This window comes from Paenarthrobacter sp. NyZ202, from assembly GCF_049860755.1.
GTDB lineage: Bacteria > Actinomycetota > Actinomycetes > Actinomycetales > Micrococcaceae > Arthrobacter.
This window is the reverse complement of record NZ_CP187556.1, coordinates 954,988-970,356: the sequence shown is the minus strand read 5'-3', so window position 1 is coordinate 970,356 and position 15,369 is coordinate 954,988. Positions and strand designations below refer to the sequence as shown.

16 protein-coding genes and 1 tRNA gene are annotated in these 15,369 nt (G+C 64.5%); 8 read left to right on the top strand and 9 right to left on the bottom strand.

The features are described from left to right. Positions 1–85: 85 nt before the first annotated feature. From ACPFL9_RS04650 to ACPFL9_RS04630, 5 genes are all read right to left on the bottom strand, one after another. Positions 86–631, bottom strand: a complete 546-nt coding sequence (locus ACPFL9_RS04650; RefSeq protein WP_426006104.1) for an AMIN-like domain-containing (lipo)protein — start codon at positions 629–631, stop codon at positions 86–88. Between the two features lie 296 nt (positions 632–927). Then, positions 928–1,230 (bottom strand): DUF4193 domain-containing protein, encoded by a 303-nt coding sequence (locus tag ACPFL9_RS04645; protein WP_426006103.1) that lies wholly within the window; start codon positions 1,228–1,230, stop codon positions 928–930. A 401-nt stretch (positions 1,231–1,631) separates the two neighbouring features. After that, a complete protein-coding gene (gene lhgO, locus ACPFL9_RS04640) occupies positions 1,632–2,834 on the bottom strand; it encodes an L-2-hydroxyglutarate oxidase (protein WP_426006102.1) in 1,203 nt (400 codons plus the stop codon). A 142-nt stretch (positions 2,835–2,976) separates the two neighbouring features. Further along, a complete protein-coding gene (locus ACPFL9_RS04635) occupies positions 2,977–3,468 on the bottom strand; it encodes a DUF805 domain-containing protein (protein WP_426006101.1) in 492 nt (163 codons plus the stop codon). 152 nt (positions 3,469–3,620) lie between these two features. After that, positions 3,621–4,769 carry an MFS transporter gene (locus ACPFL9_RS04630; RefSeq protein ID WP_426006100.1) on the bottom strand — a complete coding sequence of 383 codons (1,149 nt, stop codon included), beginning with the start codon at positions 4,767–4,769 and terminating at the stop codon, positions 3,621–3,623. Positions 4,770–4,950: 181 nt separating this feature from the next. On the opposite strand from ACPFL9_RS04630, the gene ACPFL9_RS04625 reads away from it, so the two are divergent. From ACPFL9_RS04625 to ACPFL9_RS04615, 3 genes are all read left to right on the top strand, one after another. Then, the gene (locus tag ACPFL9_RS04625; protein WP_426006099.1) at positions 4,951–5,409 is read left to right on the top strand and encodes a MarR family winged helix-turn-helix transcriptional regulator; all 459 of its coding nucleotides are present in this window, start codon (positions 4,951–4,953) and stop codon (positions 5,407–5,409) included. Between the two features lie 154 nt (positions 5,410–5,563). Next, positions 5,564–5,815 (top strand): hypothetical protein, encoded by a 252-nt coding sequence (locus ACPFL9_RS04620; protein WP_426006098.1) that lies wholly within the window; start codon positions 5,564–5,566, stop codon positions 5,813–5,815. Positions 5,816–5,824: 9 nt separating this feature from the next. After that, positions 5,825–6,556, top strand: coding sequence for a DUF72 domain-containing protein (locus tag ACPFL9_RS04615; protein ID WP_426006097.1), 732 nt, complete (start codon positions 5,825–5,827; stop codon positions 6,554–6,556). Positions 6,557–6,599: 43 nt separating this feature from the next. Here ACPFL9_RS04615 and ACPFL9_RS04610 read toward each other — a convergent pair whose 3' ends face one another. After that, positions 6,600–8,252 (bottom strand): RecQ family ATP-dependent DNA helicase, encoded by a 1,653-nt coding sequence (locus tag ACPFL9_RS04610; protein ID WP_426006096.1) that lies wholly within the window; start codon positions 8,250–8,252, stop codon positions 6,600–6,602. Positions 8,253–8,460: 208 nt separating this feature from the next. Here ACPFL9_RS04610 and ACPFL9_RS04605 point away from each other — a divergent pair, with 208 nt between their 5' ends. Next, positions 8,461–9,672 (top strand): cation:proton antiporter, encoded by a 1,212-nt coding sequence (locus ACPFL9_RS04605; RefSeq protein WP_426006095.1) that lies wholly within the window; start codon positions 8,461–8,463, stop codon positions 9,670–9,672. A gap of 92 nt (positions 9,673–9,764) precedes the next feature. Beyond that, positions 9,765–10,658, top strand: coding sequence for a glucose 1-dehydrogenase (locus ACPFL9_RS04600; protein ID WP_426006094.1), 894 nt, complete (start codon positions 9,765–9,767; stop codon positions 10,656–10,658). A 58-nt stretch (positions 10,659–10,716) separates the two neighbouring features. Here the strand turns inward: ACPFL9_RS04600 and ACPFL9_RS04595 are convergent, their stop codons facing one another. Further along, on the bottom strand, positions 10,717–11,271 hold the full coding sequence (locus ACPFL9_RS04595; protein WP_426006093.1) for a TOPRIM nucleotidyl transferase/hydrolase domain-containing protein: 555 nt from the start codon (positions 11,269–11,271) through the stop codon (positions 10,717–10,719). Between the two features lie 125 nt (positions 11,272–11,396). On the opposite strand from ACPFL9_RS04595, the gene ACPFL9_RS04590 reads away from it, so the two are divergent. Beyond that, positions 11,397–11,606 (top strand): hypothetical protein, encoded by a 210-nt coding sequence (locus tag ACPFL9_RS04590; protein ID WP_426006092.1) that lies wholly within the window; start codon positions 11,397–11,399, stop codon positions 11,604–11,606. 22 nt (positions 11,607–11,628) lie between these two features. Here ACPFL9_RS04590 and ACPFL9_RS04585 read toward each other — a convergent pair. After that, positions 11,629–11,705, bottom strand: a tRNA-Thr gene (locus tag ACPFL9_RS04585). A 196-nt stretch (positions 11,706–11,901) separates the two neighbouring features. After that, entirely contained in the window at positions 11,902–12,780 is an 879-nt protein-coding gene (locus ACPFL9_RS04580) for a DsbA family protein (protein WP_426006091.1), read from the bottom strand. A gap of 167 nt (positions 12,781–12,947) precedes the next feature. Here ACPFL9_RS04580 and ACPFL9_RS04575 point away from each other — a divergent pair, with 167 nt between their 5' ends. Beyond that, on the top strand, positions 12,948–14,429 hold the full coding sequence (locus tag ACPFL9_RS04575; RefSeq protein WP_426006090.1) for an alpha,alpha-trehalose-phosphate synthase (UDP-forming): 1,482 nt from the start codon (positions 12,948–12,950) through the stop codon (positions 14,427–14,429). Continuing rightward, positions 14,419–15,240 carry a trehalose-phosphatase gene (gene otsB / locus ACPFL9_RS04570; protein WP_426006089.1) on the top strand — a complete coding sequence of 274 codons (822 nt, stop codon included), beginning with the start codon at positions 14,419–14,421 and terminating at the stop codon, positions 15,238–15,240. The genes ACPFL9_RS04575 and otsB overlap by 11 nt, the downstream gene beginning before the upstream one ends. Positions 15,241–15,369 lie beyond the last annotated feature (129 nt).

The window sequence follows — 15,369 nt, the reverse complement described above, 5'->3', positions numbered from 1 at the left end:
GCTGGAAAGCTGCCGGTTCGTGCGGAAGATTCCGTACGAACCGGCAGCTTTCCCGTTGTTTGGCGGTGTCACCGATAAGGGAGGCCTACCAGCGGTGTGCCACGTCCACCACCAGGCGCGAACCGCCGCCGGGTCCGTCCAGGATGAAGACCCGGAACGGAAGGCGGGCACGGACCCCCAGCCCGATGCTGGTCTGTCCCTCGAAGCTTCCCGCGTAGACCACTTGCCGGAACGTTTGGTATCCGGAAACGTTGGACAGCTCAGCCTTCGCCGCAGGTGCATAGCTAAGGTTTCCGTACTGGTCGTAGGACGGAGCCGTCACCACCACCTGCAGGTCCGCGTCCCCCGCCACGGGAATTTGGAACCCGGAGCCGTCCTGGGTCACTACGGGAACGTAGTGCACTGAATAACCGGCCACTTTGCCGGCAAGATCGACCACCATGCGGTCGTAGCAGGGCTGCTGGCCCGTACGGACATTGGTGACGTGCGCGGAACTCATGTCGGGATCGGCCTTGGCCAGCGAACCCCACGTAATTCCGCAATAGGGTGACGCAGCCGCCGGCCCCGCTCCCATCAGTCCGGGTACGGCAGCCACTGCCAGTGCCGCCAGACCCGCACCTAACTTCCTCATTTTTTGCCCCCTTCAAGGCGGGATGGATACCTCCAGATTAGGAGCGGATCCGCCGCTTTGTTCCGTCCGTGTCCTCTTCGGCGCATAACCGTTAGAGGGGCTTGTTGCCGGTCACGGGCAGGTTATGCAAGGCGCCATTTTCTGGCTTTCAGGACACTTTCAGCGGGGCTGCGTGCATACTGCCGTAACCGAAGATAACGACACCGCGGCGTTATAAAACCGGCGCAGATATGCGAAAACCCCGCCAAGCTGTTTCTTCGCTTGTCGGGGTCCACGAGGTTTGTGCTGCAGGCGGTTCAGCCTTCGCAGTCCTTGCAGTACTTCAGGCCATTCTTTTCCAGTGCAACCTGTGAGCGGTGGCGGACCAGGAAACAGGAAGAACACGTAAATTCGTCGGACTGCTCCGGGACCACTACAACGGTCAGTTCTTCATTGGAAAGATCGGCTCCCGGAAGGTCAATGCCTTCGGCAGTGTCGTTGTCGTCGACGTCGATGACCGCGGTCTGGGCAGCGGCACCACGCGACGCCTGAAGGGCCTCAAGCGATTCAGCGGGAGACTCTTCTTCTGTCTTGCGCGGAGCGTCGTAATCAGTAGCCATTGAGGGTTCGCTTTCGTTGCTGCACAGTGCCGATCCGGCACCTCAGTGCAGCAGTTTAGGGCATAGTTCCCGCTATCAACTAATAGTGTGCCCAACGCGACACCCGGCCACCTTTTACATTGTGCCTACAAGGAAGGACGCGTGTTTTCCGCGTGCGACTGAATGGAATGAGCGGCAGCTACGGTCACCCCGCTCAGTGCCGGCAACCACGCCAAATCACTGCACCGCGTTCCCGCCCCGTGCCCATCCTGCCCAGCGCATTCCAGTACGTAGGCGGCCTCAATCCATCGGGCGATGGCCGAGCCGATTCTTCTGCACCCGGCAGCTAACGAAGTAGTCATGCCGGAAAACTACCGGGCCGTGATTCGCCGGGGATTTCCAGTGCGTCACCGTCGTGTAAATTACTCCTGCAATGCCTGCTGGACGATGTACTCCGCGATCGCCATCGACGAAGTAGCCCCCGGAGACGGCGCATTCCGAACCAGAACCATGTTCCGGCGTCGGGCAATGACAAAATCATCCACCAGCGTGCCGTCAGCATTCATTGCCTGGGCGCGGACGCCCCGGGTTCCGGGCCGCACTGTAGCCCCTTCCAGGGCCGGCACAAAGCGCACGGCCTCCCTGACGAATTTCCTGCGGCTCACCACCGTGCTGAACTCGCGGACCGCAGAGGGAATGTTCTGCCGGACGAAATTCCAGAAACCAGGGAAGGCGGCGTAATTCATGACATCGCGCGGGTTAATGTCCCGCCACGAATAGGATTCACGGCCCAAGGAGATGAATGCGTTGGGACCAAGCATCATTTCGCCATCGATCCTTTTGGTCAGGTGCACGCCCAGGAAAGGGTGCCTGGGGTCCGGCACAGGGTAGATCAGCCCTTTGACCGATTCGCGTGCTTCCTGGCCCAGCAGGAAGTATTGCCCGAAGAACGGAACGATGCGTGGTGCAGCAGGTTCCCCTGTGGCCGCGGCGAGGCGGTCGGACTGCAGGCCCGCGCACGCCACCACCAGGTCGTAGTGGTCACGTCCGTCGCGGGTGCCCACCACTACACCCTGCGCGTGCTGCACCAGCGAGGTCACTTCCTGCCCCAAGCGGATATCCCCGCCGGCGGCGCGGACGTCATCGGCGAGCGCGGCGGTGATGGCCGCGTAGTCCACAATGGCGGTTTCCGGTGAGTGCAGTGCGGACAGCCCGACGGCGTTCGGCTCCACCTCGCGTATCTGCCCGCCGGTCAGCATCCGTGCACCGGGGACCCCGTTGGCCCGCGCCCGGATGAAGATCTTGTCCAGCCGGGCTGATTCTTCCGGGGTCTGGGCGATGACGAGCTTGCCGCACGCCTCATAGGGCAGGCCCCGGTCGGCGCAGAACTCCTGGAGCAAGTGGACACCCCTGCGGCACAGTGTTGCCTTCAGCCCGCCGGGCTCGTAGTAGAGGCCTGCGTGCACCACTCCCGAGTTGTGGCCGGTCTGGTGGGCCGCAAGGCGGTCTTCCTTTTCATACACCGTCACCTGGACTTCAGGGAGCTTCCTGGTCAGTTCCCGCGCTACGGCCACCCCGATGATGCCCCCGCCAATAACTGCGCAGCGCTTGATGGTGCTGATCATGTCACTCCTGGTCGGGAAAGGTGTCCGAAGCTTTCAGCATGCCATGGCTCCGTCCGTGCAGGACGCAACCCGGGCCTGGCAGGTACGCGAAAGGGGCGGCACACCAGGTGCCGCCCCTTGATGGCGTCAGGAACCGGATTCCCTAGGCGGTGGGAACGTCAAAGCGCTGGCCGGCCGGGTTGGACGGCAGGAGCGCGAAGACGAGGATGGCAAGACCGCCGACGAACGGGATAAGGCCCAGCAGCGCAAGCCAGCCGCTGAAGTTGCCGTCGTGGAGGCGGCGGACCAACAGGGCGATGGAGGGAACCAGCACCGCCAAGTAGAACACCAGCAGGAGGATGAGGCCAACGGTTGCACCGGGGCCGGGAGTCGCGGTGCCGTTGGCGGAAACAGTAGCGCCGGCGCTGCCAAGCAGGCCGGTCAGGAGCTGGAGAACGAAGCCGATGACGCCCAGGGCAAGGGCAACCCACCAGTATTCGCTGCGGCTCGCACGGCCGGTAAAGGTGGCGTACTTCTTGAAGAAACGCTGGATGGCTGCACCGATCGGCGCGCCGTAGTAAGGAGCCCAAAGCGGCGGCTCGCCGCCCTGTGCTGCGTAAGGCTGGGTCTGCTGCGGTTGCTGCGGATAGCTCATTGGTAGATCCCCCGAACTTAAAGTGTGAATGATGCGTACTCGGTGACGAGTCGTTGATCATCGTAGTGCCCCGGCGGCAATTTAGGCAGTTCGATGGACAAAATTAACCGCGATTTAGCCGATTGACGGAATGTTTCCTGCCGTGAAAAAGGTCACGAACCTGCGTTTTTGGGATAGGCGGCCATCATCAGTCCGGAGACGATCCAGATGCTTCCCATGGCGATGACCAGCCCGGCACCGCCCAGTCCGGCCGCGGAGGCAGCCAGGGCTGCACCGGCTGCCGAAGCACTCGCCCGGAACCCGGCGCTGACCGTGAAGATCTGCGACTTCAACGGCGCCGGGCTGTGCTGGTTGCGCAGGAACAGCATGGCCGCGGCGGTCGGCGCCGTGAAGACGCCTGACAGTCCGATCAGGATGACCGCCCACACCATGCCCAGGTCAATGGCAGCCATGACCGTCAGTCCACCAGTGGCCAGGAATCCTGCCAGCATGACCCAGTGGGGCTGCCGGCGGGTCGGGCGCGCCGTCTCGTAGAGAGCGCCGGCAAGGCTGCCGACAGCAAATGACGTCACGACGGCCGCGCCCTCGGCCGGGGAGCCGATCCGTTCGATCGACAAGGCGATCGCGGCCACCGCCAGTCCGCCCTGCCCCAACTGGGTGAACGTCGACGATGCCGTCACCACCGCCAAAGGGCGATGCCCGAAGATCCTGCGCAATCCCGAGGTGATGGCCTGCCAGGGTGAGCCGGCACTGCGACCGTGCGGACGCAGCTTCAAGATCCCCACGGCCAGGGCTCCAGCCACAGCGGCCAGCGCCAACACCGCCAGCGCCGCCCGGGCGGGAAGGAAAGCAGCGATCGCCGCAACCAGGGCCGGCCCCGCTACGGCCGAAACGTTGTAGGACAGGGCGTCGTAGGCGAAAGCCCGCCTCGAATCGGGGATGGCACCTGCCACGAAACTGGACAAGCCACCCAGGTAGAACGGCGACACAGCGCCTGCCACTACCAGCATCACAAAGACCAGCGGCAAGGGCACCTGGCCCAGGAACGCCGCGGCAACGAACGAGCCAGCCGTCAGCAGCCCGGCGCCAGCGATCAGCGCCCCCGGCCGGGCCGCGCGGTCCAGCGCCGTACCCGCCAAAGGGGCCGCCAGAACGCTCGGTCCCAGCGATGCTGCTACCAGGAGACCCCCGACGGCGACATCCCCCACCTGCTCGACCGCCGCGAGGGGCAGGGCCACTGCGGCTCCCGCGCTTGCCATTCGTGGCGGAACGGAAGCTGCGAGGTATCCGGGCGCGCCCATATGCAGATGATGCCCCTTGTCAGGTTTGTGGGAATGAGTCTTCCCTGCACCATAGCCCACGGTCTTCCCGTGGCTGGGCGATGACGTTCAGCGGCGTCATGGGAACCTTATCGTGGCCGGTTCGGCGGGATATCTCTGAAAGAATGCAAAGGTTGGTCGTTACTTACTATCTGGGGTTGTCATGGGTCCGCTGAGCGCCGAAGTACAGATTCCACGCCTGGCCGCTGCGGAGATCGGGAATGATGCGAGCCTCCTGCTCGGCAAGGTCCATGCAGGCGTTTTGTCCCTCAACAAGCGTGTCCTGAGCGATTTCAGGCTGAGGGAACGCTCTTTCGCTGTGCTGACCCTCGCCTGCAGCGGACTTGAAGCCACGCAACGTGAGCTTGCCGAATTCCTGAGCCTTGATATGAACCAGGTGGCCGGGCTGATCGATGACCTGGAACACCGCGGCCTGGTGGAGCGCGTTCCGGGGCAACGGAACAGACGGTCCCGGGCCATCGTCTCCACGGCCGAGGGGCGCCGTATCCACACCAAACTGCGGGCAGAACTGCAGGCCTGCGAGCAGCAGCAGCTCGCCCACCTGAGCGACGAAGAGACTGAGCAACTCAAAGTTCTCCTCCGAAAGGCGCTCTGGGGTTAGCTCCTCGGTGCCGTGGACATCTGCACAACCAAACCCGCGATCGATATGCATCTGTCCATATCAGAGGCTTTTGAGTTATGCAAGGATCAAAGTTCATCTCCTGTCGAGCGTTTACGGGTCTGCTGAGGCAATCCGTACTAACCGGAATGGACCCATGAATCTCCCGCTTTTCCACGACCCCCTGCAGGGCACCGTCACCGTCGACGCCCCCGTACGTGATCCCAGGATCGGACGCGACGCCGCGTTCAGCCGGAACGCGCAGTCCCGCAGCACGCAACCACGCCCCACCACCACAAGGGCCCCGCGCACGGAGCACAGAACGCCCGTTCCGACGCGCAGCGCCCGCCAGCGCAAGGTCGCCGAAGACCTCCAGGCGCTCATGGCACGGACCGCGAACAGCCACTAGCATCCCACCATGGGCATCCACATCGGCACGTCGGGTTGGAGTTACGACCACTGGAACGGCGTGCTCTACCCGCCGGGCCTCCCCACGGCCAAGCGGTTGGATGCCTACGTCGCCAGGTTCAGCACCGTTGAGCTGAACGCGAGCTTCTACCGATGGCCACGGGATACCACCTTCGCCGGCTGGCGCAACCGCCTGCCCGCCGGCTTCGCCATGTCCGTCAAAGCGCCTCGCGGCCTGTCGCACGGCAAGAAGCTTTACGCTCCGGAGGTCTGGTTGGAGCGGATCAGCCGCTGCTGGCACGAACTGGGCGACAAGCGGGCGGTCCTTCTGGTCCAGCTCCCGCCGGACTTTGCCCGTGACGACGCCCGGCTCGACTACTTCCTGGGAGCCATTCCCCAGTGGATCAGGGTCTCGGTGGAGTTCAGGCATGACAGCTGGGACCACCCCGATGTCTACTCGATCCTGGAGCGCCATCAGACTGCCTACTGCGTCATGAGCGGAGCAAACCTGCCCTGCATCCTGCGGGCAACGGCTCCGTTCGTGTACGTCAGGCTGCACGGCCCGGACCGGCAGCACCTCTACGGCGGCTCCTACCCGGACGAGGACCTGCAGTGGTGGGCGGACCGGATCCGCGAGTGGAGCGGCTCAGGCAGGGATGTGTACGCGTACTTCAATAACGACGGCGGCGGGAACGCCGTGCGGAATGCGGACACGCTGCGGGCACTGCTCGGCGCCAATTGACGTGCCGCGGCACTGCTCGCCGCAGCTGTAACCGGGTGTCGCTTTATGCCGGTTTCAGGAGGCCGTGTTCCTCCACAGCGCTACGGGACAGCGTCTTGTAACCCTCTTGCTCGAACAGCACCGTGATGACGTCGTCTTCGTGCCGCATGACCAGCCCGGGGCCCCATTCCTTGTGGATAACCGTGGACTGCAGCGGGAAAGGCTCCTGGACTCCCGAGTCGTCGGACACTGCGGCGGCTTCGGCAGGAGCCTCGGCGCAGATGTCACAGTTGCCACATGGCTCCGGCAGGTCCTCGCCGAAGTAGCCCAGGAGGAATTGCCGCCTGCACGCGTCCGTTTCGGCGTAGGCGCGCATCATGGTCAGGCGGGACTGGTCGATGCGCTGCCTGGCCTCGGCCTTCTCCACGGCCCGCGAGACAAGGGTGGGAAGCTTGGCCTGCGATGCCAGCCGGACGCCCCGCTTTACGGTAGCAACAGCACCTGCGTCCTCCAGCTGATTGACCAGTGCCGTCACACGGCGGGCGGGATAGTCGGTGAGTTCCGAGACGGCACCTTTGGGAACCGCTGAGTCCGAAGACTTCAGGACCTTGAGGACAGCATGCAGGGCATCGGGGTCGGGGGTATGTGTCCCAAAGAACTTCCTGAGACCCAGGTCTTCCTCGCGGTAGTGGAGTACCGCCACAGCATCGGCGCCGTCACGGCCGGCCCTGCCAATCTCCTGGTAGTAGGCATCCAGCGACTCGGGGATGTCCGCGTGGACCACGAACCGCACGTTGGGCTTATCAATGCCCATGCCGAATGCCGTGGTGGCAACCACGACGTCCAAAGTGTCGTCCAGGAACTCTTCATGGATGCGCTCCCTGTCAGAGGCGGAGCGACCGGCGTGATAGGCCTCGGCCCTGAGTCCGTCCTCGACGAGTTCCGCCGCGTATTTCTCCGTGTCCTTGCGCGTTGCGGCGTACAGCAGTCCATGGCCTGACTGCGCCAGTTCGGCCACCTGCCGGTGGACGGCCTTGCGCTTGTCCTTGTCCGTCTGGTGCCGCATCACGTCCAGGCCGATGTTGGGCCGGTCGAAGCCACGCACCAGCAGCAGCGGGTCTTCCATGCCCAAACGCTCCACGATTTCATCCCGGACAGGCGGGGAAGCCGTGGCTGTGAGGGCGGCCACCGGCGGGTTGCCCAGGTTACGGCGTACGTTTCCAAGTTCCAGGTAGTCCGGCCGGAAGTCGTGGCCCCATGATGAAACGCAGTGGGCCTCATCCACGACCAACATGGTGATGTCCAGCCGGGCGATCCGTTCCACGGTTTCCTGTTTGGCCAGTTGTTCAGGTGCCAGGAACAGGAAGGCCGCCTTGCCCGATTCCACGGCATGCCAGGCAGCCTCCACTTCGGCGTCGCTGCGGGAAGAGTTGACGGCGACGGCGGCCGACTCACCCAGCTGCCCGGCCAGCCCGTCCAACTGGTCCTCCTGCAGGGCAATGAGCGGTGAAACAACGACGGCGGGCCGCCCCGTTTGGAGGTGGAGGTACCGGGCTGCCACCTGGTAAGTGGCAGATTTCCCGTAGCCGGTGGGCATGACTGCGAGGACATCACGACCGGAGGCGAGCGCATTCATGGCGGCAAGCTGGCCGTCGCGCAAATCAGGCAAAGCGAAGGTCGACGCCGCGAGGGCACGCAGCTCTTGATCGAGGGACATTGGTATGCGGCTCCACACGGTGGGTGTTGCGGCCGCTTGCTTCAGCCGAGGTAACCAGCCTAGCGCGCGGCGCCGTCCGCCGTCGCCATCGCCCGAAACATCTGTGGACAACTGTTCTTTCCCGTCGCGGGCCACAGTCCATGGCGCCGCCCGAAGGGTGGCGGTAGCTTTGGACTACTCCTCGTTCCCGGCAGGTGAGGCACCGCTGATGAATGATCTGTCTACGTCATTGCTCCTGATCGCCGCGCTGGCCATCGCCGCCCCCTTGGCTGCCCGCTCGCTGGACCGCTGGCTACGGATTCCCATCATTGTGTTCGAGATCCTGATGGGCATGCTGCTTGGCCCAAGCCTCCTGGGGTGGATTCAGTCCTCGTCGTTCACGGATACGCTGGCGGATTTCGGCCTGGCAATGCTGTTTTTCGTGGCCGGGAACGAGATCGACTTCGCGGCCATCCGCGGGCGTCCCGCCTACCGCGCAACGGCTGGGTGGCTGATCTCGTTGGCCCTTGGAGTTGGCGCCGGATTCCTGCTCGCACCTGGTTTCGAGGCCGCCGTGATCATTGGTGTGGCACTGTCCTCAACTGCCCTGGGGACGTTGATGCCGATTCTTCGTGACGCCGGTGAAGCGAGGACTCCGCTGGGCACCGCGGTCACCGCCCTGGGTGCGGTGGGAGAATTCGGCCCCTTGATCGCGGTCTCGCTGTTTTTCAGCGGCCGGGAGGTTGGCCCTGCCACCCTGGTGCTGCTGGGCTTCGTGCTTCTGACGGGGCTGGCAATCTTCCTGGCTTCACGGTCGCAGCACACCTTCCTTCACTTCCAGGTGACCAGCACGCTGCACACGAGTGGCCAATTTGCCGTGCGTTCGATCATGTTCATCCTGACTGCCCTGGTGGTGCTCAGCATGGTGCTGGGCCTCGACATGCTGCTGGGCGCTTTTGCGGCGGGCGTCCTGTGGCAGGTGGTGATGGCCCGCGCCCCGGAGGCCGACCGCCAAGTGATTGAGACCAAGATCGATGCCGTGGCGTTCGGTTTCCTGGTCCCGGTCTTCTTCATCGATACGGGCGTTGATTTCGACCTTAAGGCCCTTGTTGCCAGCCCCCTGACCCTGGCGACGGTTCCGCTGTTCCTGCTCCTGCTGCTGCTCGCCAGGGGCGTGCCGTCGCTGCTGGCTGCACCGCGCAGGTCGTCGTTTGCGGATAAGCGCGCGGTGGCGCTCTTTGCTGCCACAGGCTTGCCCATCATCGTCGCCGTCACCGGTATCGGCAAGGACGAAGGGCTGATTTCCAGTGGTACCGCTGCTGCCATGGTTGGTGCGGGAATGCTGTCGGTGCTGCTCTTCCCGCTCCTGGCCCTGCACGGGCGCAAGGCAACGCCGGTGGATCCGGCCGCCGGGTTGGCAACCCACCCTCCCCATGCTTAGGCTGGAATGGTAAGGCTGCTTAGTAACTGTGCGGCATGTCCACGGCGGGTCGGCGCAAGCAACCGCCCGCCTGCAACAGATGGAGGACTTCCATGACTGACCAGTACACCTTCCGAAACCCCGTCACCGCTTACGAGCACATCTCTCCCCCTGAGCAGCACCAGCCCGAGCCCGGCCTCGATGCCGAGCTGACACCCAAGGCCGACCTCGGGGAGGACACCTACCGGGGTACAGGCCGACTGGAAGGCCGGAAGGCGATTGTCACGGGCGCGGATTCAGGCATCGGGGCGGCCACAGCCATCGCCTTCGCACGGGAAGGCGCCGACGTCGTCCTTTCCTACCTGCCCGAAGAGGAAGAAGATGCTGCGCGGATAGCGGGGATCATTGAGGCCGCCGGCCGCAAGGCCGTCAAGGTACCGGGCGACCTCAAGGATTCTGCCGTATGCCGCGAACTGGTCGATACCGCGGTGGAAACGCTCGGCGGCATCGACATCCTGGTCAACAACGCCGGCAAGCAGGTGGCCCAGGAAGAGCTGGGGCAGATCAGCGACGAGCAGTTCGACCACACCCAGAAGACCAACGTCTACGCCATGTTCTGGTTGACCAAGGCCGCCCTGCCGCACATGCCGGCAGGCTCCACGATCATCAACACCACGTCAATCCAGGCCTACAACCCCTCGCCCACACTGGTGGATTACGCCACCACCAAGGCCAGCATCAACAACTTCACCAAGGGACTCGCCCAGCAGCTGGCCCCCAAGGGGATCCGGGTCAACGCCGTGGCGCCAGGCCCCATTTGGACCCCGCTGCAGGTCAGCAGCGGACAGCCAAAGGAAGAATTGCCCGAATTCGGACAGTCCACTCCCCTGGGCCGTGCCGGCCAGCCAGCGGAACTGGCGCCGGCCTACGTCTTCCTGGCCTCCCCCGAGTCCAGCTACGTGGTGGGTGAGACGCTGAACGTCAACGGCGGCAGCCCCACGCCTTAGCGGTTGATCCACGACGGCGGCACTCGCCACAAAGGCCCGCGCCGCCGTCGCGGGTGGCCTAGGTGGCCGCCGCGAAGGACGCTACCAGCAGTTCCAGCGGCGGTGGCGCCTGGCCTTCCGGCAGGGCATTGACCAGCAGCGGAGCGTACCGGATCTTGTTTCCACTGCGTCCGCCGAAGAACCGCCGCAGCTGCGCCGGGACCGTCTTTTCGCGCAAGGAAGGCTGGTTCTGCAGCAACCGGAATGAGGCCAGCTCACCTTGCTCGTCGATGACGTCAAGGACGCCATCCACACCCAGGGCGCGGATCAGCTCGTCTTCCAGGTCCACATGGCAGACGTGGAAACCAAGCTCCTCCAGGTCGCCCGGACCGATCCCCGCCCGGGCCAGTGCGCGGGCTATGCCCGGCGATTCCCGTGCATCGCACAAACCCAGGAGCCGGTGGCCTTCTCCCCGGGGCCCATAACGGTCAAGGAAATGGATGATGCTGGTGGCACCGCCCATGGGAACGATCGACACCCCCAGGGCAGCAAGATCGTGGCCCCTGCGCAGGGCGAGCGCCCGGACCGCGGCACGGTCACTTTCACCCTCGACCAACACTGTTGTGGGCTGCATCCTCCCAGTATGCGGGACACCCTCCTGATGGTCTTGGCTCAACGAAAGCCGAGGTGTAGATTCCAATACTAAGGAGGCTGAGTATCGAGGTGCACGACGACAGTCGACAGTTACGGAAAGCACTCATGGATGATCCACGGCAGACAGCCCGGAAGTACTTGGAACAGCACGTCATCACACTGGACAGCTTGTGGGCCAGGTACTGGGCCAACGGCGGCAGCGCCAAACCGCTGGAGCTGGAGGCTTACCTCTACCAAGCCAGGGAACCCTCGCCCTTCGATCTTGAAGTTCTCACGTGGGCTTTGGAAGACCTCGACGCAGAGTCACGGCAATAAGCCTGCAGCGGGATATTTTTGATGGAGCCCCCTGCCGGATTCGAACCGGCGACCCCCTGTTTACAAGACAGGTGCTCTGGCCAACTGAGCTAAGGAGGCGGACCCGGCGTTCCGGGACCAGCCCCGGCGAACCGGAGCAAGCGTAATTCAGCGCTAGATAAGGGTAGCCCAGACGATCCCCCGCACGGAAATCAGCCGGGCAGGACAACGGCGGCCGGCACAGGACAAAGGCGGCCGGCCGCGCCGGGGAACATGCCCCCGACGGCGACCTGCCGCCGTCGTCCGTGTCGCTAACCTAGCCCTTTGCGTCGATCGCGGTCTGGATCTCAGCGTTCAGGTCCGTGGTGCCGTCCCACTGCTTGCCGTCGATGAAGACCGTAGGCGTGCCGGTGACGCCGATTGCGGCGGCTTCCTGGGTGGCGACCTTGACGTAGGGGCGGAACTGCTTGTTCTCGATGCAGGAGTCGATGTTGGCTGCGCCCACCTCAGTGGCCATGGCCTTGAGGTCGTTATCGGAGATGCCCGCGCCGCCTTCGGCCGGCTGGCGCTCGAAGAGCAGGTTGAAGAATTCCGCGTACTTCTCCGGCGACGAGTTCACCACGCAGGCAGCGGCATTGGCCGCACGGGAGGAGTAGTTGGTGGTGGACTGGCGGTCCAGGAACCCGAGCGGGCGGTACTCCAGGGAAATTTTGCCCTCGTTGCGCAGGTTGGTCAGCGACTCCCCGTAGGTGGTCTCGAAGCGCTTGCAGACGGGGCAGATGAAGTCGATGTACGCGATGACCTTGACCGGCTTGCCGGCCTCGGCTTCGCCGCCGGGTACGGTCACGCTGGCGGGCTTGGTGGCCGGAGGCGACGGGACGTCCGCCACGTTGACGGTCGCCGGCTCCGATTTGGCGACCTCGGTGTTGGCGAGCAGCGTCACGCCGCCGTGCACGTTGCCGTTGGCGGGCGTGGGACCGCTGTCTGCGACGGGCGCACTGTTCTGCATGTTCTGCACCACCACCAGGGCGATGATCACGAGGATCGCTACGACGGCAACCACGATGCCCCACAGGACCAGCATCTTGTTGCGCTTGTCCTTCTTCAGCTGTTCTTCGCGGATCCTGCGCGCTTGTTCCCGGGCCTGGGCGGTCTTCTCGGCCTTGGACAGGCGCGGTTCGTTTGCGGGGCTCATCAAATCCTCGTGGTTACTCGGGGTCGTAGTGGCAACGGGGTCAGTTTACGGGAGCAAACCTGAAGATTCGCCGCGTGTGCAGTGACCCGGTTGTTGAACGATCAACGGTGGTACATGATTCCGCCGGTAGGCTGGGAGGTGAGTCACAGCAACCCCAGGGAGCAGTAATGCAGGATTTGGCAAGCGAAAAACTCACTACGGAAGAGGGCGTCAGGGCATCTCCCACGGGGAAGCCGACGGCGAGCACCTTCGACTTCATGGTGGTGTCCAACCGCCTGCCCGTGGACCGGTGCGAAGACAACGGCTGGCGCCGCTCGCCGGGCGGCCTCGTGACCGCCCTCGCCCCGATGATGACCAAGACAGACGGCGCCTGGGTGGGCTGGCACGGGGCACCGGATGAAACCGTGCGTCCGTTCAGCCATGAGGGCATGGACCTTGTGCCTGTCCAGCTCAGCAGCCACGACGTGGAGCTGTACTACGAGGGCTTCTCCAACGCGACCATCTGGCCGCTTTACCATGACGTGATCGCGCCGCCGGAGTTCCACCGTACGTGGTGGGATTCCTACCGCCAGGTCAACAAGAAGTTCGCCGACGCCGTCATCCGCCACGCGTCGGACGGGGCCACCGTGTGGGTGCAGGATTACCAGCTCCAGCTGGTCCCCCGCATGCTGCGGGAGGCACGCCCGGACCTGAAAATCGGCTTCTTCAACCACATTCCCTTCCCGCCACCGGAAATCTTTGCGCAGCTTCCGTGGCGCCGGGAGATTATCGACGGCCTATTGGGCGCCGACCTGCTGGGCTTCCAGCGGCCCAGCGACGCCGGCAACTTCATGCGCTCGGCCCGCCGGTTCCTGGGCGCCAGCGTCAAGCAGCAACAGGTCCACGTCAAGGGACCGGACGGCAGCATCACCCACATTGCCCGCGCGCAGTCCTTCCCGATTTCGATTGATGTGGACCAGATCAGGGAACTGGCAGCCCGGCCTGACATCATCGAGCGCGCCCGGCAGATCCGCAAGGACCTGGGCGACCCCAAGACCATCCTCCTGGGCGTCGACCGGCTGGATTACACCAAGGGCATCGGCCACCGGCTCAAGGCTTTCGAAGAACTCCTGGCCGACGGCCACATCAAGGTCGAGGACGCCACGCTGATCCAGGTCGCCAGTCCCAGCCGCGAGCGTGTGGAGCAGTACCGCCTCCTCCGCGAGGAGATCGAGGGCACCGTGGGCCGCATCAACGGCACCTACGACACCATCCAGAACACCGCGGTCCGCTACCTCCACCACAGCTATCCCGTGGAGGAGATGGTGGCCCTGTACCTTGCAGCGGACGTCATGCTGGTGACCGCCCTGCGGGACGGCATGAACCTGGTGGCCAAGGAGTACGTCACGGCTCGTTCAAATGACGACGGCGCGCTGGTCCTGAGCGAGTTCGCCGGGGCAGCGGACCAGCTGAAGCAGGCCTTCCTGATCAACCCGCACGACATCGACGGCCTGAAGTCGGCGATCCTGGGCGCGGTCAATCTTTCGCCCAAGGAAGCCCGCCGGCGCATGAAACTCATGCGCAAGCAGATCCTGGACCACGACGTCGACCACTGGTCCGCGGAGTTCCTCGCCGCCCTCGACGAGAAAGTGGTCCGCGATGACAGCTGAGCGGCCAGCCCTGACCCTGTCGCCCGAGCTTCTGGATGCGGTGCGCCGGATCGCGGGAACCGAGCACCTCCTGGTGGCCCTGGACTTCGACGGCACGCTCGCCCCGATCGTGGACCACGCCGAGGACGCCCGCCCCCTGCCGCGTTCAGCCGCCGCTTTGGAGAGCCTCGCCACCCTCCCCCGCACGACGACGGCACTCATCTCGGGCCGCGCACTGGACAGTTTGCGGCTGGTCGCCTCGCCACCTGCCGGCTCCCTCCTGATCGGCAGCCACGGCGCCGAAGTATGGCTCGGCGAAGGTTCACTGGGGCTTGAGCTGGACGAAGCCCAACGGGCCCGGCTGGCCGGAGTCCGCGATGTCCTCGCGGGAATCGTCAACGTCGCGCCGGGCACTTTGTTGGAGGACAAGCCGGCTGGAGTTGTCCTCCACACCAGGCTTGCTGACGACGACGTCGCGGAAGACGCCGTCGAGGCTGCCCTCCGCGAGTTGCGGGACCAGCCGGGCGTGTACCTGAAAACCGGCAAGCGGGTGCTGGAAACCTCCGTGGTCAAGGCCTCCAAAGGCGAAGCCGTGGAGTTCCTGCGCCAAGCCACCGGTGCCACGGCGATCCTGTTCGCCGGCGACGACGTCACGGATGAAGACGCCCTGGGCAGGCTCATGGGAGATGACGTGGGGATCAAAGTGGGCCTGGATTTCACGCAGGCCCAGTACCGCGTGGAGGCCCCGGTCCACGTCGCCGAGCTCCTCGAAGCGCTGCTGAAGGAGCGCCGCCGCGCCGTCCAGGAAGCAGCAGGCCAGACCGGGCAGTGACCAAAGCAACATGTGACGTTCGTAACATTTCGACAGGAAGTCAAAAAGTCTGACATACTCTTGGATGTGACGTGACGCACAGTACCGTGCGGCGTCGCACTGATCCTCCCCGGTCTTCGGCCGGGGAGT